The sequence below is a fragment of the Zhihengliuella salsuginis genome, assembly GCF_014651715.1.
GTDB lineage: Bacteria > Actinomycetota > Actinomycetes > Actinomycetales > Micrococcaceae > Zhihengliuella > Zhihengliuella salsuginis.
In genome coordinates this window covers 80,931-99,533 of record NZ_BMXK01000006.1, presented here as the reverse complement: position 1 = coordinate 99,533, position 18,603 = coordinate 80,931, and the positions used below count along the sequence as shown (strand labels likewise).

Genomic DNA, 18,603 nt, shown 5'->3' with positions numbered 1-18,603 from the left:
CTGAGGAGGGATGCAGGATGACTGACGAGAACGTTCTCCACCATGGCGGAACCGTTTCTCCCCCGGCCGGTTCGGGTACCGTCTCCCCTCCGAACATCGTCGTGATCCAGGCGGACCAGATGGCCGCGCAGGCGCTCGGCGCCTACGGGGACACGGCCGCCAAGACGCCGAACATCGACGAGCTGGCGGCGTCCGGCGCCGTGTTCGACCGCGCCTACTGCAACACGCCGCTCTGCGCGCCGTCGCGGGCGTCGATGATGACGGGGGCCATGCCGAGCGAACTCGGCTGCTTCGACAACGGCGACGACTTCCCGTCGTCGGCCCCGACGTTCGCGCACCGCCTGCGCAACGCCGGGTACCACACGGCGCTGGTCGGCCGGATGCACTTCATCGGCCCGGACCAGCACCACGGGTTCGAGCAGCGCCTGACCACGGACGTGTACCCGGCGGATCTGGACATGATCCCGGACTGGACGCGCCCGCTGGACCAGAAGCTGCAGTGGTACCACGACGCCGACGCGGTCTTCTCGGCCGGGGTCTCCACGGCCTCGGTCCAGCAGGACTTCGACGACGAGGTGGGCTTTAGGACGCTGCGGCACCTGACCGACCGGGCCCGCGCCAAGCAGGCGGCGCTGTCCTGCGGCGATCAGGTGCAGCCGTTCCTGATGGTCTCGAGCTTCATCCACCCGCACGACCCGTACGAGCCGCCGCGCGAGCACTGGGACCGGTTCGACGGCGTCGCGATCCCGGATCCGAAGCACCCCGAGGTGCCGGCCGCGGAGCAGGACCCGCACACGCACCGGCTGCGCGCGATGAGCGGTTTCGACAAGCGCGAGCCGCAGTCCGACGACGTGCGCCGGGCCCGCCGCGCCTACTACGCGGCCGTCAGCTACATCGACGACCACGTGGGGCGCATCCGGGCCCGGCTCGAGGAGCTGGGGCTGGCCGAGGACACGGTGATCATCGTGACCAGCGACCACGGCGACATGCTCGGCGAGAAGGGCCTCTGGTACAAGATGTCGCCGTACGAGCAGTCGGCGCGGATCCCGCTGATCGTCTACGGGCCGGAGCGCCTGGTCCCGCGGGGCCGGTACCGCACCACGGTCTCGCTGCTGGACCTGCTGCCGACCCTGGTGGACATCAGCCGTGCCGCGCCGGCGCGCACCGAGGGCTCCTCGCTGCTGGAGATCGCGCACCGGGAGGCCGCCGGCGAGCTCGCCCCGGACGACCGGGACGTGTTCATCGAGTACCTGGCGGAGGGGACGTACCGGCCGCAGCTGACGGTGGTCCGCGGGCCGCACAAGTACATCCACTGCCCGGGCGACCCGGAGCAGCTCTTCGACCTGGTCGCCGACCCGGACGAGCTGTCCAACGCGGCCGGCAGGCCGGAGTACGCGGAGATCCAGGCGCAGCTGCTCGCAGCACTGGCCGAGCGCTACGACCTCGACGCGCTCGAGACCGCGGTGCTGGCCAGCCAGGACCGCCGCCGACTGGTGGCCGCGGCCCTGCAGCGCGGGGCGGTGCGCAGCTTCGACTTCGATCCGGAGCCGGAGCAGCGCTACGTGCGCGGCGACTTCTGGAACGCGCTGGGCTACGGCACCATCAGCGACCCGGAACGCTAGAGCGGCCGGGGCGCGCCGCCGTCGTGCTGTGATTCTTCACGGCACGACGGCGGCGCGGCCGGTCGTCGCTGCCTGCGGTTGCGGCGCATCCGTTCGTCAATTACTGCGCCGATCTGCGATTTTTGCAGCCTTCAGCGACGACTCGCGGGAACGATAGGACGCTGGGCGACGACTCGCGGGGACAATGGACGGCAGGCGACGACTCGACGATCGAACGGCGTTCGGACCGAAGCTCTCGGGCCGACAGCCCACCCGAGAGCACATGGTGCTGGTGGTCGCGAAAGACCCATCCGACAAGGAGAAACATGACTGAGCAGTTGAACGTGGCCTTCATCAAGGCCGGATGGCACGGCGACATCGTCGGGCAGAGCCTGACCGGATTCACCGAGGACATGGAGACGTCCGGCGTGGCCTGCGCCGTCGACGTCGTCGACGTGCCCGGCGCCTTCGAGATGCCGCTGCAGGCCAAGCGGCTCGCCGAGACCGGCAAGTACGACGCGGTCGTCGCGTCCGCCCTCGTGGTCGACGGCGGCATCTACCGCCACGACTTCGTCGCGCAGGCCGTCGTCGACGGGCTGATGCGGGTCCAACTGGACACCGGCGTGCCGACCTTCTCGGTGAGCCTGACGCCGCACCACTTCCAGCCGACGGCCGAGCACGAGAAGTTCTTCTTCGACCACTTCGTGAAGAAGGGCGCCGAGGCCGCGCGCGCTGTGCGCAGCGTCGCGAGCCTCTACCGCCAGTCCTGAGGCCGCTGCGACGCCGGGCGGGCGGCGGCGCCTCCCGGCCCGCACGACTTCTGGCACACTGGGTTCATCGAACGAAGGGGATCCCGTGAAGCTGAAGACCCGCCCGCCCAAGCACACGACCGTCCTGCCCGGCGGACGGGTCCTGGACCGCATCATGCGGCTGCTCGTCGCCTCGGTGGCGACGGGGCTGATCTACGGGCTGCTGGCCTACGCCAGCAAGAGCTCCTGCGCCGGAGGTTTCGCGGCGTCGGGCGAATACGTGGACACCTCGGGGAACACCACGGAGTCGGTCCCGTCCTGCATCTACCTGACCTTGGAGCCGAGCGGCTGGGTCTACCTGGTCATGGCGTTGACGGCGATCGTCCTGCTCAGCCGGGCGATCCGGAACTCTCCAAATGAAGCGACCGCCCTGCACCTCATCAGGTGGGCCGGAATGATCGTGCCCCTCATCGCGGTCGCGGCCCTGGTCATCAGCCAGGTCAGCTTCATGCTGGTTCCCCTCCAGGAATGGGCGCCCGGCTCCGACTTCTCCTACTTCGTGCCGTTCGGCTCGGTCGACCTGGAGATCACGAACATGACTACTCCCTCGCAGCCGTAGAACGCCGTCATCGCAAGACCCGGTGCCGCGCCTACGTGGAATGATGTGCGCGTGAACAACGGACACGACACCACAGCCACCTCGGACGCAGTCGACTACGCGGTCATCGGGGCCGGGATCGCCGGCGTCTCGACCGCCTGGCGCCTCGCGCAGGCCGGGCACCGCGTCGCCCTGCTGGACCGCGACGAACCCGCCAACTCCGCCGGCTCCTCCCACGGGTCGGCCCGGATCCTGCGCTACGGCTACCCGGACCCGCTCTACGCCCGCCTCCTTGCCGAGGCCGAGGCCGGCTGGTCCGAGCTCGAGGCCGCCCACGGCGCACCCCTGATCACCCGCACCGGCTGCATCGACGCCGGCGAAGCCCACGACACGCGGCGGCTCGCCGGGGTGTTCGCCGAGACCGGGGTCGAGCACACGCTCCACTCCCCCGAGGAGGCCGCGGCGCGGTTCGGCGGCCGCTTCGCCTTCGGCACCGAGGCCCTCTGGCACCGCCGCGCCGGCGTCCTGGACGCGGAGGCGACCGTGAACGCGATGGTGCGCGCCGCCGTCGTGCACTCGGCGAATCTGCTGACCGGCTGGGAGGCCGCGTCCGTGACGCGGCGGGGCGCCGGATACCTGGTGACCGCGGCCGACGGGCGGAAGCTGTCGGCCGGCCGGGTCGTGGTCGCCGCGGGCGGCTGGCTGCCGGGGCTGCTGGGCGGGCTGGGGCTGCCGACGTCGTTCACGGGGGCGCTGCCGGCGTTCGAGGTGCGGCAGGAGTCGGCCTTCCACTTCCCGTACCGCGAGGCGCCGGATCCGGCGGACCCGTGGCCGACGAGCATCCACATGATCGAGGGCATGACGGTCTACACGCTTCCGGGCGGCCGCGACGCCGGGCACCGGGGCCAGAAGGTCGCCGAGTTCAACGGCGGGCCGGTCATTCCCGACGCCTCCGCCCAGGACGGGCGGATCAGCGAGGCGCGCCGGGCGCGGATCGTCGACTACGTGGGCACGTACCTGCCGGGGCTGGTGCCGGAGCCGTATGCGGAGACGACGTGCCTGTTCACGAACACGCCGGACGAGGACTTCGTGATCGACACCTGCGAGGGGATCACCGTGGTGTCGGCCTGCTCGGGGCACGGGGCCAAGTTCGCACCGATGCTGGGCACGCTCGCGGCGGGTCTGGCGACGGGCGAGCGCGACGTGCCGGCGCAGTTCCGCCCGTCGCGGTAGGGCCGACTTCCCTGGCGACCTACGGCCCGAGCAGGGACAGGGGCACGACGTGCACGCCGTCTTCGCGTTGGTAGGCCACGGGACCGGTCGTGACGACCACCTTGGCTGCGAGCCGATCGCCGATCTGCGACTCCAGCCAATGCAGATGCCTGACATCGGTGTCGCCGACAGTGCCGGCGAGTTTCACTTCGATGGCAACGACGGAACGGTCGTGCCCCTCGACGATCAAGTCGATCTCCCGTTCAGTGGATTTCGTCCTCAGGTGGTAGACGCGCGCCTCGGCACTGTCCGCATAGACGCGCACGGCCTGAGTTACCAGCGATTCGAAGAGAGCACCGAGCCAGAGTCCGGCTCCCGCCCCGGCACGGCCTCCTTCACCCGTGAGAAGGCCTGCTTCCTCGATGCCGACCAGATGGGCTGCGAGCGAGGGGTCGACGAGGTGGTGCTTCGGGGCCTGAGTCAATCGCTTGAGAGGAGTGAGCGCCGGTGTCCACGCTTCGAGGGGCTCGAGCACGAACACCCGAGTCAGATAGTCCCGGTAGTGTCCGACCGTGATGCGCGATGGCTTGTCCTGCTCCGCGGGGGTGGCAGCGTCGAGGATCCCGGAGTAGCTCGCCGTCGTCGCAGTGGCCGCACCGTAGGCGGCCAGCCACGATCTGATGCTGGCCGGCTTGCGCACATTCATTCCGTTCTCTGGCAGCTCGCGGGCGACGATCCGCTCGATGTAGCTCTCCAGCTGAATGCGCCGGGCTCGCGGAGGTAGGCCGCGCAGACCGGGAAATCCCGAAACGATGATCTCGCGCGCGTAGTCCTCCAGCTCGACTGAAGAGCGACCGTCCGTCTCGCCTGCCGTACGTCCGAGCAGCGCACGGAGGGAGACCACAGGAATCTCCAATCCGCGCTCCGCGAAGGACAAGGGCCGCATTCTGAGACTGACGATCCTGCCGGCGCCCGTATGGATGCGGGCGGCTGAAGGGGCTTCGGCCGATCCGGCCAGGAGGAAGCCCTCACCGGCCGCGCCATCGTCGACGGCTCGACGCACGGAATCCCAGGTGGAGGGCACGAGCTGCCATTCGTCGATGAGCACGGGCGTCTCGAGTTCGCGGATAGTCCTAGGCCGCATCGAGACGGATTCACGGGTCAGCTCGTCGTCGAGCGCCAGGACCGTCCGCGCCCGCTGCCGGGCCGTCTCCGTCTTGCCGACGGCTTTGGCGCCTTCGAGAGCGACGGCATCGAGGTGCGGGAAGAGCTCGTCGAGGATGTCGTCGACGATCCTGCGCTGGTAGGTCATGACCGAACTATACATGTGGACGGATTTGAAATATACAGTTCGACGGAACTGAACTATACAAACGGACGGATCCCGCCCATGTGCCCAGCCGTTGCCCCGACCAGAATCAGCCCGCAGTCTGCCCGTCGTCGAGGACCAGCTGGTGGCGGGCGGGCACCTTCAGCGTGTGTTCGCCGCTGGCCGCGATCCGCGTGATCTCGAGGCAGCGTTCGGCGTCGTCCCCGCCGGAGTGCAGGATCCACGGGCCGACCGTCACGAACGGCTCGTCGTAGGAGGCCGCCGTGGCCACGCCGGCGATGACGAACCGGCCGTAGGGGTGCTGCTCGAACGCGGCGACGACCAGGTCGCCGTGGGCGACGTCGACGTGGGCGACGGGCTCCCCGCCCATCTCCGCGGGCGCCTCGGCCGGGAACTGGCGGACGTCGCGCTCGGGTTTGCGGATGGCGACGTCGGCGTCGTCGCGGCGCTCGTTGGCCGCCTTGCCGGCGACGATCACGCCGCCGATGACGACGTCGTGGAGCGCGGTGAAGTACGGGACGCCCGTGAGCAGGTAGGAGCCGTTGCGATCATCGCGCATCAGCACGGTGGCCGGCTCCCCGGCCTCGATCGCGCCGAACGCGGCCTTCATGCCGGCGACGTCGCGCCGGGACGGCCCGGCGAGGGCCCCTTCGAATTCCATGTCTACTCCTCGTGCCTCACGTCGGTGGTCTCTCCCGACCAGTGTTTCATCAGCAGGCCCTTGGCCTGGTCCTCGCCCAGCCCGGCGATCTCCTCATCGGTCAGATTAAGGTTCGCCCTGAGCCCCTGCGCCAGCCAGTCCGGGAGTTCTGGCCGGAGTTCGGGCTCAGGATGAACGGGAATGTCCGCATAGAGGCGGCCCATCTCCTCGACAACATCGGCCAGTGATGCAATCCGCTCGTCGTCGTCACTCCTGAGGCTGGCGATGCGTTGACGGAGCTCCTCGTAGATTTCGGAGTCGGCGCGCGCCCCGGCGGCCCATACTTCGGCGACATCGAGGGTGGGCTGGTGCGCTTCATCCGTCGTCCGCCGCCAGACGATACGCCAGTGACGGTCGCCGACGACGAGCTTCCGGAATCCGACGAGCGCCCCGAGCAGCGGCTCACCCGCCTCGGTGTTTCGCTCCAGCAAGATCATCTTCGCGAAAACCGTTCGCAGTATCTGCGGGTCCTTGCGGTGCAGCCGATGCAGGTCCTGTACCGCAGCCTCGGTGAGCCGAACGCGGCATTCCGCTTCCGTCATCGCAGGCACGCCCCATCAATCATGCAGGCCGGCGTCGACTTCTGCCTCAAGCTCCGCCCGATTCACCCCGAACGCCTCCATGGCATGGTCCAGATCGGTCCGCTCCCCGGTATCCGTTGCGAACCGCGCCATGACGAGCGCGGCATCGCGGAGCGTCTCCCGGTCCCGCCTCAGTTGCGCGAGCTCTTCCGCGCCCACGACTTCAGCCACGACCCGACCGTGCCGTGACAGCGCAACGTCCTCGCCAACGGCCGCCGACTTCACCAGCGCGGAGACGCCGGCGCGGGATGCCTCGGTAATCGTCATGTTCACCATCCCTCAAATATACACAGATTTCTGCATAGAATCCATGTTCCGGGGCACCCAAGAGCCACTGCGGCCGCCTCTGGAACATGACTCCCATCCCATCAGGCGCCACCCGCATTTTGGGGCGACCAGAATACGGGAGACCCGGAGAGAGCCGGAACTAAACCCAGGGCGGCTCACCACTGGACCAGACCGCCTGCGCAGCGGAGTCGAGCTACTTCCGCCGACGCTTCTCCCGCGGCTGGTCGACCCCGATGTGCCGCCGCGTGCGCTTGCGCTCGATCGCGATGAAGACCGACCCGAGCAGCCACAGCGGGATCTGCGTCAGGAAGGCGATCTTGAACGCGTCCAGCGTGTAGTCCTCCGGCCGGCTCGCGCCCTGGAGGTCCATGGCGACGCCGATGAAGAACAGGGCCAGCAGGGCCGCCAGGAAGCCGCCCACGTTCGTGATGCCGGTGGCGGTGCTGAGCCGGTGTCTCGGGTTGTGGGTGCGCGCGTGGTCGAACGCGATCATCGACGCCGGCCCGCCGACGGCGAGCGCGATGGCCAGAACGAACAGCATCCACAGCGGCGCCGCCCCCGGCCACAGGATCACCACCAGCCAGGCCGCCATCTGGATCGCGACGGTCGGCAGCACCAGCAGCCGCGACCGCAGCAGCGGCACCTTCGCGGACAGCGTCCCGATGATCGGGCCGAACACCACGCCGAAAACCACCAGCGTGCTGGCCACGGCGGACGCCTCGCCGATGGACAGCCCCTGCCCGACGGTCAGGAACGGCACGCCCCACAGGATGACGAACGCGGTGCCGGCGAACGGCGTCGTGAAGTGCGTCCAGAACGCCAGTCGCGTGCCCGGGTGCGCCCACGCGGCGCGGATGCCCACGCGGGTGTCGACGGAGCTCTTGACGATCTCGATCGCGCCCGTGTCCGTGTTGACGGAGACGTCGGCCTTGTACCCGGGCGGGTGGTTGCGGATGAGCGCGAAGATCAGCACCGCGAACAGCACGGCCAGCCCGGCGACGGAACCGAACGCCACGGTCCAGGAGGTCGCGTGCACCAGGTGCGCCAGCGGGATGAGCGCCACCACCTGGCCCATCTGCCCGAGGATGCCGGTCAGCTGGTTCATCACCGGCGAGCGCTGCGCCGGGAACCATGTGGCGACGAGCCGCAGGACGGACGGGAACACGGTGGCGTCGCCGGCGCCGAGCAGCATGCGCGCGAACACGGCGATCCCGACGGTCGGCGCGAACGCGATCGTCAGCTGGCCCAGCGCCATGAGGATCATGCCGATCGTCATCATGGGCCGCGCGCCGTACCGGTCCAGCATCAGGCCGACGGGGATCTGCATGAGCGCGTAGACCACCAGCTGCAGGACGGCGAGCATGGAGAGCATGGAGGCGTCGGCGTCGTACCGTTCGGCGGCGTCCACGCCGACGGCCGACAGGGACGTGCGGTTCACGATCGACAGGACGTAGGCGGCGACGCCCACCACCCAGATCAGCCACATGCGCCAGGACGGGGCGGGGGAGATAGTTGTGCTCACTGACCAAGACACTACGCCCGTGACCTGACACGGTCTATCGGAACCGTCACAGTACGACGGCGCAGGTCACCGGCCGCTCGGGGCTCAGCCGTGCAGCGCGGGCCGGTAGACGAGCTCCTGGATGTCGGTGTCGAGCGTCCGGGTCTCGAGCAGCTCGAGGTCGAAGTCGGCCGCGCCCGCGAAGATCGGGTCCGCCCCGGTCCGGCCCGTGATGACAGGGAACAGCGTCACCTGGACACGGTCCACCAGGCCGGCGGCCATGAGCGCCCGGTTCATCGACAGGCTGCCGTGCGAGCGCAGGGGAACCGGGGACTCCGCCTTGAGCCGGGCGACAACGTCGACGGCGTCGCCGTTCGCGACCGTCGCGTCCGGCCAGTCGAGGGGCCCTTCCAGCGTGGTCGACACGACCGTCGCCGGCATGTTCCGCATCCGGGTGACCCAGGGGTCGCGCACGTCGGAGTCCGCGGTGCTCTCGGCGAGCATCTGCACGAACAGCCGGAACGTGTTGGCCCCGAAGACCATCCGCTGCTCCCGCTCGTACAGGGCGAGGCGGTGCCCGAGCAGCTCGGGCCCCTGCTTGCCCCAGTAGCCGGTCCAGTCCCCGCCGGCGGCACCGAATCCGTCGAGGCTGGAGAAGACGTCGAAGGTGTAGGTCGCGGACATGGTGCTCGCCTCCCGAGGGCTGTGCCCCCATCGTAGAACCGGGCCGCGCGGATGGCGATGGTTGTGCGGAAGGGGCTTCTCAGCCGATGACCGAGATGCCGAGCTTCTCGCAGTAGCCGACCAGCCAGTCGTCGTCGGCGGGGTTCACGCCGAAGGCGCGGGCGAATCCCGGGTCCTGAATGAACGCGGCGCCCTGGCCGGGGCGGCCGAAGAAGACGTAGGCGTAGCTCTCGTTGTGCTTGTCGCTGACCCACGCCAGCCCGTCGTAGCCCGCCAGAAAGGCGGCCTCCGCCCACTTGACGGTCGCGCCGTACTCACGGGGAGAGGTGTTGGTGACGTCCGAGGCCCGGGTCCGGAGTCTGCGCAACCCTTCCGACGTCAACGACGCCAGCCGGAGCCCGCGTGCCGGATGGAGCCGGGAGAGGACTCGACCGTTGAACGCCGACGGATAGAGCTTCGCCTCCTCCGGGGGCAGGTCGTGGAGGATCGTCTCGCAGACGGCCGCCTCCGGCGTGCTGGCCGCGTACAGCACCGGGACGGTGCCGCCGTCGACCTCGAAGAAGGCGAACCGCGAACGGGCGCCGCGCCCCGGGTTGAACTCGACCGCCTGGAATCGACCGCTGTGGACGCGGTACAGGTCGTCATCCTGGTCCAGCCGGATCTCGAGCGGGTCGAACGGACGCCCCGAGGGCGGGCGCCCCTCCGTCACCACTCGACCCCGAACGCCGCCCCCAGAGCCTCCTCGATCCTCGCCAAACCACCGGGCCCGGCGAGAAAATCGACTGGCCTGCGGTCATCGAGCGTGCGGCTGCGGCTGGCCATCCAGAGGGCGAGGTCGTGGTCCGAGACGTCGTACTCCCGTGCCCGCTTCACGATCTCCGGGATCGCGTCGAACACCTCGCCGGACGAATCGAACTGGTAGCCGGGATAGACGTACTGTCCCGCGCGCATGAACCCGATCAGCTTCCCGGCCCGGCGCCGGTCCCGCGCCCAGCTGCCCCGGGTATCGCGGCTGCCCACCAGCTTGGCGACCTCCTGCCCGGTCAGCAGGCCGAACGCCGCGTCGACCTCATGGAGTTCCCGCGCCAGATTCGCTGCCCGCGCGGCCTCCTGCGACGACGGCGGCAGCTCGAGCGCGTCGAACGCCTCCCCCAGCGCACGGCGCAGTTGCTGGACCCGGGCGGAGACCCGGACCAGCTCATCGGGGTCGACCGGCGCCGAGGGCCGGGGAAATTCGATGGTCGGCACAAGACACTCCTTCCATGAGTTCTATACCAATCATTCTAGCCATGGAAACCATGGGTGAACAGATCCCCGCCGCCCTCACGGCACGGAACCCTCCCCACGGGGCGTGCGGAGCGATTTCGCGGACGCCCCGGACTCTGATTTAATTCAGAATCATTCGCATTAAGGGGTTTCCGCAGCGCTGCGGGCCCTCCCGCCGCACCACCCAGCAAGGAACCGCCGCCCCATGCCCGCTCCCGCACCCCCGCGCCCCCTCGTCTCCCTGACCGGCGTCACGGTCGCCAGCCGGCGCACCCGGGAGACCCTGCTGACCGTGCCCGCGCTGGAGATCGCGCCCGCGACCCGCACGGTCGTCATGGGCCCCTCCGGCGCCGGCAAGTCGATGCTGCTCTCCGCGCTCACCGGGCGCCTGCCCGCCGGCGTCGTCCTCGACGGGACGCGCACCGCGCCCGCCGGCCTGCGCATCGGCTTCGTCCCGCAGCGCGGGGCCGAGGCCCTGCACCCGCTGCTGCCGGTCGGCCGCCAGCTGCGGGCCGTCACGGGCGCGACCGCCGCGCGCACGCGCCAGGTGCTCGCCGCCGTCGGGCTGGACGCGTCCGCCCTGGCCGGGCGGCGCCCGGCCGAGCTCTCCGGCGGGCAGCTGCAGCGCGTGGCGATCTCGCTGGCCTTCCTCGGCTCCCCCGCCCTGGTGATCGCCGACGAGCCGACCAGCGCCCTGGACAACGCCTCCCGCGACGAGACCCTGTCCGTGCTGCGCGGGCTCTCCCAGGCGGCCGGCAGCGCGCTGGTCGTCGCCACGCACGACCCGCTGGTCCGCGCGAAGCTCGCCGCCGACCTGATCCGCGTCGAGTCCGGCCGGGTCCACCTCGGCGACGTGGAGACCGCCGACGACGCGCGGGCGACGGCCGCATGAGCGCGCCGGTCCTGGAGGCGTGCGGCATCGGGGCCGCCTACGGCACGCGCCGACGCCCCGTCACGGCCCTGCACCCCGCCGACTTCGCGCTGCACGCGGGCGAGTCCGTGGCCGTGATCGGCCGCTCGGGCGCGGGCAAGTCGACTCTCGCCGAGATCGTCCTCGGCCTGCGCGCCGCCAGCACCGGCCACGTCCTGGTGCACGGCGAGCGCTTCTGCGGCGCCGGCCGCACCCCGCACGCGGCCCGCCGCCACCTGGTCCAGGGCGTCCCGCAGGACGCGGGCGCCTCGCTGCCGCCGCGGGTTCCCGTGCGCGCCTCGATCGAGCGTGCCCTGGCCCGCCTCGGCGTGCCCGGCGACCCGTCCGCCCGCATCCGCGCCGCCGCCGACACCGCCAGCCTGGACCCGGCCCTGCTCGAGCGCACCCCGCGCCGGCTCTCCGGCGGGCAGGCCCAGCGCGCGGCGATCGCCCGCGCGGTCGCGGTCGGCCCGGACGTGGTCGTCGCCGACGAACCCACCAGCGCCCTCGACGCCGCCACCTCCGCCGGCCTCGCCGACGCCCTGCTCTCCCTGCCGGCCCGCACGGGCGGGGCCCTGCTGCTCGTCACGCACGACGACGCCCTCGCCGCCCGCTGCGACCGCGTCCTCACCGTCCGCGACGGGGTCGTGGAGCAGACGCGGTGAGCGCCGCGCAGCCGCTGCGCCCCGTCCTGGTGCTGCAGCTGGTCTTCATGCTGGGGTTCTCCTCGGTGGTGCCGTTCTTCGCCGCGATCGGCCAGTCCCGGTTCGGCCTGGACGCGGCCGCGGTCGGCGCGCTGGTGGGCGCCCGGGTCATCGCGCAGCAGGGCCTGTTCGTCGTCGGCGGATACCTGACCGACCGCTTGGGTGCGCGCACCCTCCTGCTCGCCGGGTGCCTGCTGCGCGCGCTCGCGTTCGGAATCATCGCGTGGGCGCCGGACGCGCCCGCGTTCGTCGCCGGCGTCGTCCTGGTGGGCCTGGCCGGGGCGCTCTTCTCCCCCGCGGTCGACGCCCTGATCGGGCGCATCGACGCCGAGCGGCGCGGGCACGACGGCGGTGCGCCCGCCCGCCGCGGTCCCGCGCCCTTCGCCGCGCTCGCCCTGGCCGGCGAGACGGGCGGGATCATCGCCTCGCTCGGCGCCGCGCGATTCATGCCCGAGCACTCGGTTCAACTCGCCGCGGCCTCAGCGGCGGTCTTCGTCGCCGCGGCCGTCGCCGTGCACCGGCTGATCCCGCGCGGCGTCGTCGTGCCGCCCACCCCCGGCGCCCGGGACGCGGCCGCGCCGCCGGCCGGACAGGAGCCGGCCCCGGCGGACCCCGTGCGCGTGGTGCCGCTGGCGGCCGCGTGCTCGGCCCTGTTGGCCGTCTACACGCAGCTGTTCTCCACGGTCCCGCTGGCCCTCGCCGAGCACGGGCTCGACGCCGGGCGCATGGGCGCGGTGGCCGCGGCCCTCTCGGCGGCCACGCTGGCGCTGCAGTGGCCGCTCTCCCGGCTCGCCGAGCGGCTGGGCCGCTGCACCGCGGTGATGCTCGCGCTCTACGTGTCGACGGCGGCGTGCCTGGCCGCGTTCGCCGGCCAGCTGTACCTGGACCCGGCCGCGCTGCCCTGGGCGTTCTGCGTGGTCGCCGTGCTGGTCGGCGTCTCGATGATGCTCGGCACCCCGAGCGCGCAGTCGCTCATCGCGGGCGGCTCGCACCGCTGGCGGGCCACCCGGCTGGCGTTCCTGCCCACCGCCGGCGGGATCGCCGCCTTCCTGACCACCACCGCGACCGGCGCCGTCGTCGGCCAGTGGGGCACCCTGGCCGCCTGGCCGCTCGCCGCCGCGCTGCCCGCTCTCATGCTGCCGCTGGCCTGGTACGCCCTGCGCCCGGCCCACGAACTCCGCCACCACTCGACCTCCGCGCCGGCGACCGCCGGCGCCCTGAACGACAAGGAACACACCCCGTGAACCACCGCCTCCGCACCGGCGCGCTCGCCGCCGGCGCCCTCGCCCTGACCCTGCCGCTGGCCGGCTGCTTCTCCGCCGAATCCGCCGAATCGAGCGGCACCGGCGACGACGCCCGCATCTCCCTGGCCATGATGCAGCCGCCGCGCTCGGGCCTGAACCCCATGAGCGACGACGCCTTCAAGCTCTCCCGCTGGGCCACCGCCGAGACCCTCGTGGCGCTCGACGACACCAGCGACCCCGTGCCCGCCCTCGCCACCGAGTGGGAGCAGACCGACGACCTCACCTGGCGCTTCACCCTCCGCGACGGCGTGACGTTCCACGACGGCACCGAGCTGACCGCCGAGGCCGCCGCGCACTCGCTGCGCGTGGCCACCGAGTCGAGCCCGCTGCCGCGCATCCTCGACGGCGTGGACATGGAGGTCTCGGTCGACGACGGCCAGGTGGTCGTCACCACCGGGTCCCCCGACCCGCTGCTGCCGAACCGCCTGACCAGCCCGCAGTTGTCCATCCTGTCGGCGAACGCGTACGACGGCGGCACCATCAGCCCCGTGGGCACCGGCACCGGGCCGTTCGAGCTGGTCTCCGTGGACGGGACCTCCAGCGCCACGCTGGACCGCTTCGACGGCTACTGGGGCGCCCCGGCCGCCGCCGCCGGGATCGACGCCGACTTCGTCCCGGACGGCACGGCCCGCGCCGCGGCCCTGCGCACGGGCACCGCGCACGTCGTCGAGACCGTCCCGGCCGGCCAGGCCGCCTCGATCGACGAGGAGCTGCTGCACGAGGTGCCGATGCCGCGCACCAACACGCTCTACCTGAACGCGGAGTCGGGCCCGTTCGCGGACCCGGCCGTGCGGGCCGCGGCCCGCGAGGCCGTCGACCGCGCGCAGATCATCGCCTCCGCCTACGAGGACCGGGCCGACGAGGCCGTGGGCCTGCTCGGCCCGGCGCTGCCGTGGACGCTCGAGGAGCGCGGGGGCGCGGACTACGACGAGATCCTCGCCGGCCGCGCCGAGCCGGCCGACGTCGACGGCGTGGAGATCAGCCTGGGCACGTTCACCGACCGGGCCGAGCTGCCGGAGGTCGCGGTGCTGCTGGAGCAGCAGCTGGAGGCGGCCGGGTTCGTGGTGGAGCAGGACGTGCGCGAGTACCAGTTCATCGAGTCCGACGCCCTGGACGGCGCGTTCGACGCGTTCATCCTCTCCCGCGCCACCGTCCTGGACTCCGGCGACCCGGTGGCCTACTTCGGCGCCGACTTCACGTGCGCGGGCAGCTTCAACCTCTCCCAGCTCTGCGACGAGGACGTGGACGCGGCGATCGACGCGGCGTCGGCGGCCCCGGCCGGCGAGGCGCGCCGCGCGGCCATCATGGCCGCCGAGGCGCAGATCCTCGCGACCGATTCGGCCATCCCGCTGCTGCACGAGCGCGTCATCCAGGGCGAGACCGGCGGCGTCGCCGGAGCCGTCCGCGACCCGCGCGAGCGCACCCTCGTGACCAACGAGACCCGCATCGATGCGCAGTAGCGGCCGGCGGGCCCTGGCCTCGCGGATCCTCGCGGGGCTGGGCCTGCTCACGGTCGTCGGGGCGCTGCCGTGGCTCTCGCAGCGCGACCCGGCGCTCTCCGTGCTGCGCGCCCGCTACTCCGAGCTGGAGCCGACGCCGGAGGCCATCGCCTCCGTGCGGGCCGAGCTGGGGCTCGAGGGCGGGCCCTTCGCCATCAGCGCCCGCTGGTGGTCCGGCGTGCTGCGCGGGGACCTGGGCGACTCGTGGGTCTCCGGCACCCCGGTGGGCCCGGGCGCGGCGCAGGCCGTGGGGGTCTCGGCCACGCTGACGCTGCTGGCCGTGCTGGTCTGCCTGCTCGTCGCCGCCGCCCTGGTCGCGCCCGTGCTGCGGGCGGTCGCCCGGGACCAGCCCGTCCGGGGTTCCGGCCCGGCGGGCGTGGCGATGACGGCCCTGCCCGAGTTCCTGCTGGCCAGCGGCTTCCTGGTGCTCTTCGCGGTGTTCCTGCGCTGGTTCCCGCCCTACGGGTGGACCGGCCTGGAGACCGCGATCCTGCCGGCGGTGGCGCTCGGCATCCCGGCCGGCGGCCTGTTCGGGCGCCTGCTCGGCGACGCGCTGGCCGGGGCCTCCCGCGAGTCCTGGGTGGACGTGTGGCGGCTCGCGGGCGCGCGGCGGAGGGTGATCGTCCCGGCGGTGGTGCGCCGGGCGGCCGCCTCGGTGGTGGACCAGATGGGGCTGATCGTGATCGGGCTGCTCGGCGGCGCGGTCGCGGTGGAGCAGATCTTCGCGATCCCTGGGCTCGGCCGCTACCTGCTCGGCGCGGCCAACGCCCAGGACCTGCCGGCCCTGCAGGCGGGCGTGCTCGCCATGGCGGGCGCCGCCGTCGTGATCGGCGTGGTTGCGGGCGCGGCCCGCCTGTGGCTGCTGGGCGGGCCGCTGCCGGCTGGCTCGGTGGCGGCGCCGCCGGAGCGGCCGCACGGGGACCGGCTGGCGCAGTGGACGTTCGGGACCGGGTGCGCGCTGCTGGTACTGGTGCTGGTCGCGGGGCTGCCGCGGGATCCGTACGCGATCGTGCACGGCCGGCTCGAGGCGCCGTCGTGGCTGCTGCCGTTCGGCGCGGACGCGAGCGGGCGCGACCTGCTGGCGCGCGTCGCCCATGGCGCGCTGGGCACGCTGGTGCCGGCGCTGGTGATCGTGGTGGCGGCGATCGCGATCGGGCTGGTGCTCGCGTTCATCCCGAACGCGGTGCGCGGGCCGATCGAGGTCGCCAACGCGACGCCGCCCGTGATCGCGGGCGTGGTGATCGCGGCGCTGTTCGGGCCCACGATGGGCGGCGCGGCTGCGGCGGTGCTCTGGGTGAGCTGGCCGCCGCTGGCCTCGCACGCGGTGGCGCTCGTGGAGGAGGCCAAGGCGATGCCGCACGTGAAGTGGCTGCCGCTGGCCGGCGTGCGGCCGTTCGAGGTCATGACTCGGCACGTGGTGCCGGTGGTGGCGCCGGCACTGGCGCGGCACGGGATGCTGCGGCTGCCGGGCATCGCGCTGGCGCTGGCCTCGCTGGGGTTCCTGGGCCTCGGCGCGCAGCCGCCGGCACCGGAGTGGGGCCGACTGCTGGCCGAGGGCATCGACTACGTCGAGCGCGCCCCGTGGGCGACGGCGGCCCCGGCGGCGACGCTCGTGCTGGTCTCGGTGATCGCGGTGGCGGCGGCGTCGCTGCAGGGCTCGCAGCTGCCGCGCCCACCGCGCGACGGACGAGAGAAACCAGAGGTGCAACCGGCGGATGGTGTATCGGCGTAGGACGCCGCGCACGATTCCAGGTCTCCCGAGTGAGGAACGATATCGAACTCTCCGGATTTTCCGGAGAGTTCGATCGAAATGCAATACGCAAAATCCAGGCGACAGTCGCCCCTTGCCGACCAAGAGCAGCTGTCCGGATTTTCCGGACATCTGGCCCCACCGGGCCTGCCCCCTCACCGGTCACGTTGTAGACGCGAGTCGCTCCGAGAGGTAGCGGTTGATGGAGACGTGCTGCTCGGCGGCGGCGATCGCCACATTGCGGTGAACCTCTGGCGAGACGCGCACCTTGAGGTTGCCGCTGTAGCGCCGCTCCGCGAAGGGCTGCGGAATCTCTTCACCGTTGGCAACCAGGTCTGCCACGACGTCCTCCAGCATTGCCTCCAGCCCGGAAAGGGCTTCGGCTTTGCTGTCCGCGATCCACGACAGGGAAGCGAATTCGGCCACCGTGGCAACATAGGCCTCGTCCTCCGGCGACCACATCACCGAATACCGGTAGTGGGCCACCCAGCGGACACCCTCATTCGCCACTTTCCATCGCCTCTACTCTGATTCGGTCGATAGCCGCCAGCACCTGACGAACCCTACGCTCCAAGCGTTCGGTGCGCTTCACGATCATGGTCCCACTAATGGAACCAGATGGGCAATATCAGGCAATGGCTGAATATTCATCTACCCACCATCCCTGCGACGACCCCCAATTTGGACGGGCGATCCGGCGCGCGCGGACCTCCCGGCTAAGCGGTCCGCGCCCTCAGCAGCCGACCCGTCGTCTTCACGAGCATCAGGACCAGCAGCACGATGCCCACATAGCCGTTGACGACGTAAACGATGTTGACCATCTGCGAGAAGGGCAGGACCAGGCCGATCAGCGTGCCGGCGGCGGCCAGCCCGAGGGTCGCACCCCGGTAGGCGCGCGTCTTCTCGGTGAGGAAGCGCGAGGAGACGGTCCACAGCAGCGGCACCGCGGTCGTGTAGATGCCGGCGAGGATGATGACGGAGAAGCCGGAGGCCAGCAGCGGGCTGAAGTCGGACGCCAGGGCCAGCAGCGGGATCTCGGTCCCGTTGACCCGGGCGATGCCGGCCAGCAGGCCCAGCCCCACCACGACGCAGGCGAGCGAGAACGCGATGCCGCCGACCACTCCGCCGGTGGACGCCTCCCGCCGGCTGCGCGCCGTCGCGCCGAGTGCGGTGAGGAAGGCCGCCAGCCAGAGCATGCAGAATCCCACGTAGGACAGTCCGGAGAGGAACCAGTTACTGGAGGCCCGCGTCAGCTCCAGCGTGGGCAGGAGTGCATTGCCGCCGGCGATGCCGTCCGCGCCGCGGATCAGGCCCAGGATCCCGAGGGCCACCGCGATCACGACGATCAGGGGCCCGATCTTGGCGATGACGTCGACCAGTCCGCGCAGCCCGAACCACACGGTGAGGCCGACGGCGACGGCCAGCCCGATGCCGCCGATGTACTTCGAGAGCCCGTAGTGCTCCTGGAAGACGGCACCCGCGCCGGCGACCATGACGGTGAAGCTGAGGAAGACGAAGAGGATCGAGAAGTAGTCGAAGAACGTGCCCAGGTGCCGGCCGCAGTAGTAGTGGAAGATCCGCGAGGGCCGATCGAACTTCTGCGCCTGCCCGGCGGTGAGGAACTCGACGCAGACGTACGTCATCAACACGAGGACCAGCGCGCCGGTGCCGAAGACGCCCGCATAGCCGTAGGACGTGAAGTACTGCAGGATCTCCTGCCCGGTGGCGAAGCCGGAGCCGATGAGGAAGGCGATGATGGCCCCGGCGTAGGTGAGGGCGCGGGGGATGCTCGTGGTCTCGGCGGGTTCCAAACGGGCTGTAGTCGGCGCGGTGTGGGCCATGGCTGGTCTGCTTCCGGAGTGCGGGATTGCGTCGACAACTGATATATGAGTCACATGTAAGATATGTCACAGTTTGGATCCGGTC

19 protein-coding genes are annotated in these 18,603 nt (G+C 71.4%); 9 read left to right on the top strand and 10 right to left on the bottom strand.

What is annotated here, in order from left to right:
• The first annotated feature begins 17 nt into the window (after positions 1-17).
• The 4 genes from betC to IE069_RS08180 all read left to right on the top strand — a co-directional run bounded on the left by betC (position 18) and on the right by IE069_RS08180 (position 4,181).
• Positions 18-1,622, top strand: a complete 1,605-nt coding sequence (gene betC / locus IE069_RS08195; RefSeq protein WP_189349650.1) for a choline-sulfatase — start codon at positions 18-20, stop codon at positions 1,620-1,622.
• Positions 1,623-1,927: 305 nt separating this feature from the next.
• A complete protein-coding gene (locus IE069_RS08190) occupies positions 1,928-2,371 on the top strand; it encodes a 6,7-dimethyl-8-ribityllumazine synthase (protein WP_189349649.1) in 444 nt (147 codons plus the stop codon).
• Between the two features lie 85 nt (positions 2,372-2,456).
• Positions 2,457-2,969 carry a hypothetical protein gene (locus IE069_RS08185; protein WP_189349648.1) on the top strand — a complete coding sequence of 171 codons (513 nt, stop codon included), beginning with the start codon at positions 2,457-2,459 and terminating at the stop codon, positions 2,967-2,969.
• Positions 2,970-3,020: 51 nt separating this feature from the next.
• Positions 3,021-4,181, top strand: coding sequence for an FAD-dependent oxidoreductase (locus tag IE069_RS08180; protein ID WP_189349647.1), 1,161 nt, complete (start codon positions 3,021-3,023; stop codon positions 4,179-4,181).
• 19 nt (positions 4,182-4,200) lie between these two features.
• Here the strand turns inward: IE069_RS08180 and IE069_RS08175 are convergent, their stop codons facing one another.
• The 8 genes from IE069_RS08175 to IE069_RS08140 form a co-directional block, all read right to left on the bottom strand.
• On the bottom strand, positions 4,201-5,472 hold the full coding sequence (locus tag IE069_RS08175) for an ATP-binding protein (protein WP_189349646.1): 1,272 nt from the start codon (positions 5,470-5,472) through the stop codon (positions 4,201-4,203).
• Positions 5,473-5,578: 106 nt separating this feature from the next.
• Complete coding sequence (locus IE069_RS08170; RefSeq protein ID WP_189349645.1) at positions 5,579-6,151, bottom strand: hypothetical protein; 573 nt, start codon at positions 6,149-6,151, stop codon at positions 5,579-5,581.
• A gap of 2 nt (positions 6,152-6,153) precedes the next feature.
• Positions 6,154-6,741 (bottom strand): type II toxin-antitoxin system RelE family toxin, encoded by a 588-nt coding sequence (locus IE069_RS08165; RefSeq protein WP_189349644.1) that lies wholly within the window; start codon positions 6,739-6,741, stop codon positions 6,154-6,156.
• A 6-nt stretch (positions 6,742-6,747) separates the two neighbouring features.
• Positions 6,748-7,047, bottom strand: a complete 300-nt coding sequence (locus IE069_RS15615) for a type II toxin-antitoxin system Phd/YefM family antitoxin (RefSeq protein ID WP_229791024.1) — start codon at positions 7,045-7,047, stop codon at positions 6,748-6,750.
• Positions 7,048-7,252: 205 nt separating this feature from the next.
• A complete protein-coding gene (locus IE069_RS08155) occupies positions 7,253-8,545 on the bottom strand; it encodes an MFS transporter (RefSeq protein ID WP_189349755.1) in 1,293 nt (430 codons plus the stop codon).
• 120 nt (positions 8,546-8,665) lie between these two features.
• A complete protein-coding gene (locus tag IE069_RS08150) occupies positions 8,666-9,244 on the bottom strand; it encodes a dihydrofolate reductase family protein (protein WP_189349643.1) in 579 nt (192 codons plus the stop codon).
• Positions 9,245-9,323: 79 nt separating this feature from the next.
• Positions 9,324-9,953 carry an RES family NAD+ phosphorylase gene (locus IE069_RS08145; RefSeq protein ID WP_189349642.1) on the bottom strand — a complete coding sequence of 210 codons (630 nt, stop codon included), beginning with the start codon at positions 9,951-9,953 and terminating at the stop codon, positions 9,324-9,326.
• Positions 9,950-10,492 (bottom strand): antitoxin Xre/MbcA/ParS toxin-binding domain-containing protein, encoded by a 543-nt coding sequence (locus IE069_RS08140; protein WP_189349641.1) that lies wholly within the window; start codon positions 10,490-10,492, stop codon positions 9,950-9,952. Before IE069_RS08140 ends, IE069_RS08145 begins: the two co-directional genes overlap by 4 nt.
• Positions 10,493-10,715: 223 nt before the next feature.
• Here IE069_RS08140 and IE069_RS08135 point away from each other — a divergent pair, with 223 nt between their 5' ends.
• The 5 genes from IE069_RS08135 (at position 10,716) to IE069_RS08115 (ending at position 16,659) form a co-directional block, all read left to right on the top strand.
• Positions 10,716-11,402: an ATP-binding cassette domain-containing protein gene (locus IE069_RS08135; RefSeq protein ID WP_189349640.1), complete on the top strand. Its 687-nt coding sequence runs from the start codon at positions 10,716-10,718 to the stop codon at positions 11,400-11,402.
• On the top strand, positions 11,399-12,085 hold the full coding sequence (locus IE069_RS08130) for an ATP-binding cassette domain-containing protein (protein WP_189349639.1): 687 nt from the start codon (positions 11,399-11,401) through the stop codon (positions 12,083-12,085). The genes IE069_RS08135 and IE069_RS08130 overlap by 4 nt, the downstream gene beginning before the upstream one ends.
• Positions 12,082-13,368 carry an MFS transporter gene (locus IE069_RS08125; protein ID WP_189349638.1) on the top strand — a complete coding sequence of 429 codons (1,287 nt, stop codon included), beginning with the start codon at positions 12,082-12,084 and terminating at the stop codon, positions 13,366-13,368. The genes IE069_RS08130 and IE069_RS08125 overlap by 4 nt, the downstream gene beginning before the upstream one ends.
• Positions 13,369-13,496: 128 nt before the next feature.
• Entirely contained in the window at positions 13,497-14,888 is a 1,392-nt protein-coding gene (locus IE069_RS08120; RefSeq protein ID WP_373287805.1) for an ABC transporter substrate-binding protein, read from the top strand.
• Positions 14,878-16,659, top strand: a complete 1,782-nt coding sequence (locus IE069_RS08115; RefSeq protein ID WP_189349636.1) for an ABC transporter permease subunit — start codon at positions 14,878-14,880, stop codon at positions 16,657-16,659. The genes IE069_RS08120 and IE069_RS08115 overlap by 11 nt, the downstream gene beginning before the upstream one ends.
• A 180-nt stretch (positions 16,660-16,839) precedes the next feature.
• On the opposite strand, the gene IE069_RS08110 is transcribed toward IE069_RS08115, so the two are convergent.
• The gene (locus IE069_RS08110) at positions 16,840-17,187 is read right to left on the bottom strand and encodes a type II toxin-antitoxin system HicB family antitoxin (RefSeq protein ID WP_229791023.1); all 348 of its coding nucleotides are present in this window, start codon (positions 17,185-17,187) and stop codon (positions 16,840-16,842) included.
• A 206-nt stretch (positions 17,188-17,393) separates the two neighbouring features.
• On the bottom strand, positions 17,394-18,518 hold the full coding sequence (locus tag IE069_RS08105; protein WP_189349635.1) for a YkvI family membrane protein: 1,125 nt from the start codon (positions 18,516-18,518) through the stop codon (positions 17,394-17,396).
• Between the last annotated feature and the right edge of the window lie 85 nt (positions 18,519-18,603).

Excerpts from the sequence above, each read along its gene's own strand:
- betC (WP_189349650.1), top strand. The coding sequence starts at position 18 with ATGACTGACGAGAACGTTCTCCACCATGGCGGAACCGTTTCTCCCCCG.
- IE069_RS08190 (WP_189349649.1), top strand. The coding sequence starts at position 1,928 with ATGACTGAGCAGTTGAACGTGGCCTTCATCAAGGCCGGATGGCACGGC.
- IE069_RS08175 (WP_189349646.1), bottom strand. The coding sequence starts at position 5,472 with ATGACCTACCAGCGCAGGATCGTCGACGACATCCTCGACGAGCTCTTC.
- IE069_RS08170 (WP_189349645.1), bottom strand. The coding sequence starts at position 6,151 with ATGGAATTCGAAGGGGCCCTCGCCGGGCCGTCCCGGCGCGACGTCGCC.
- IE069_RS15615 (WP_229791024.1), bottom strand. The coding sequence starts at position 7,047 with ATGGTGAACATGACGATTACCGAGGCATCCCGCGCCGGCGTCTCCGCG.
- IE069_RS08155 (WP_189349755.1), bottom strand. The coding sequence starts at position 8,545 with ATGTGGCTGATCTGGGTGGTGGGCGTCGCCGCCTACGTCCTGTCGATC.
- IE069_RS08150 (WP_189349643.1), bottom strand. The coding sequence starts at position 9,244 with ATGTCCGCGACCTACACCTTCGACGTCTTCTCCAGCCTCGACGGATTC.
- IE069_RS08135 (WP_189349640.1), top strand. The coding sequence starts at position 10,716 with ATGCCCGCTCCCGCACCCCCGCGCCCCCTCGTCTCCCTGACCGGCGTC.
- IE069_RS08130 (WP_189349639.1), top strand. The coding sequence starts at position 11,399 with ATGAGCGCGCCGGTCCTGGAGGCGTGCGGCATCGGGGCCGCCTACGGC.
- IE069_RS08120 (WP_373287805.1), top strand. The coding sequence starts at position 13,497 with ATGATGCAGCCGCCGCGCTCGGGCCTGAACCCCATGAGCGACGACGCC.
- IE069_RS08115 (WP_189349636.1), top strand. The coding sequence starts at position 14,878 with ATGCGCAGTAGCGGCCGGCGGGCCCTGGCCTCGCGGATCCTCGCGGGG.
- IE069_RS08105 (WP_189349635.1), bottom strand. The coding sequence starts at position 18,518 with ATGGCCCACACCGCGCCGACTACAGCCCGTTTGGAACCCGCCGAGACC.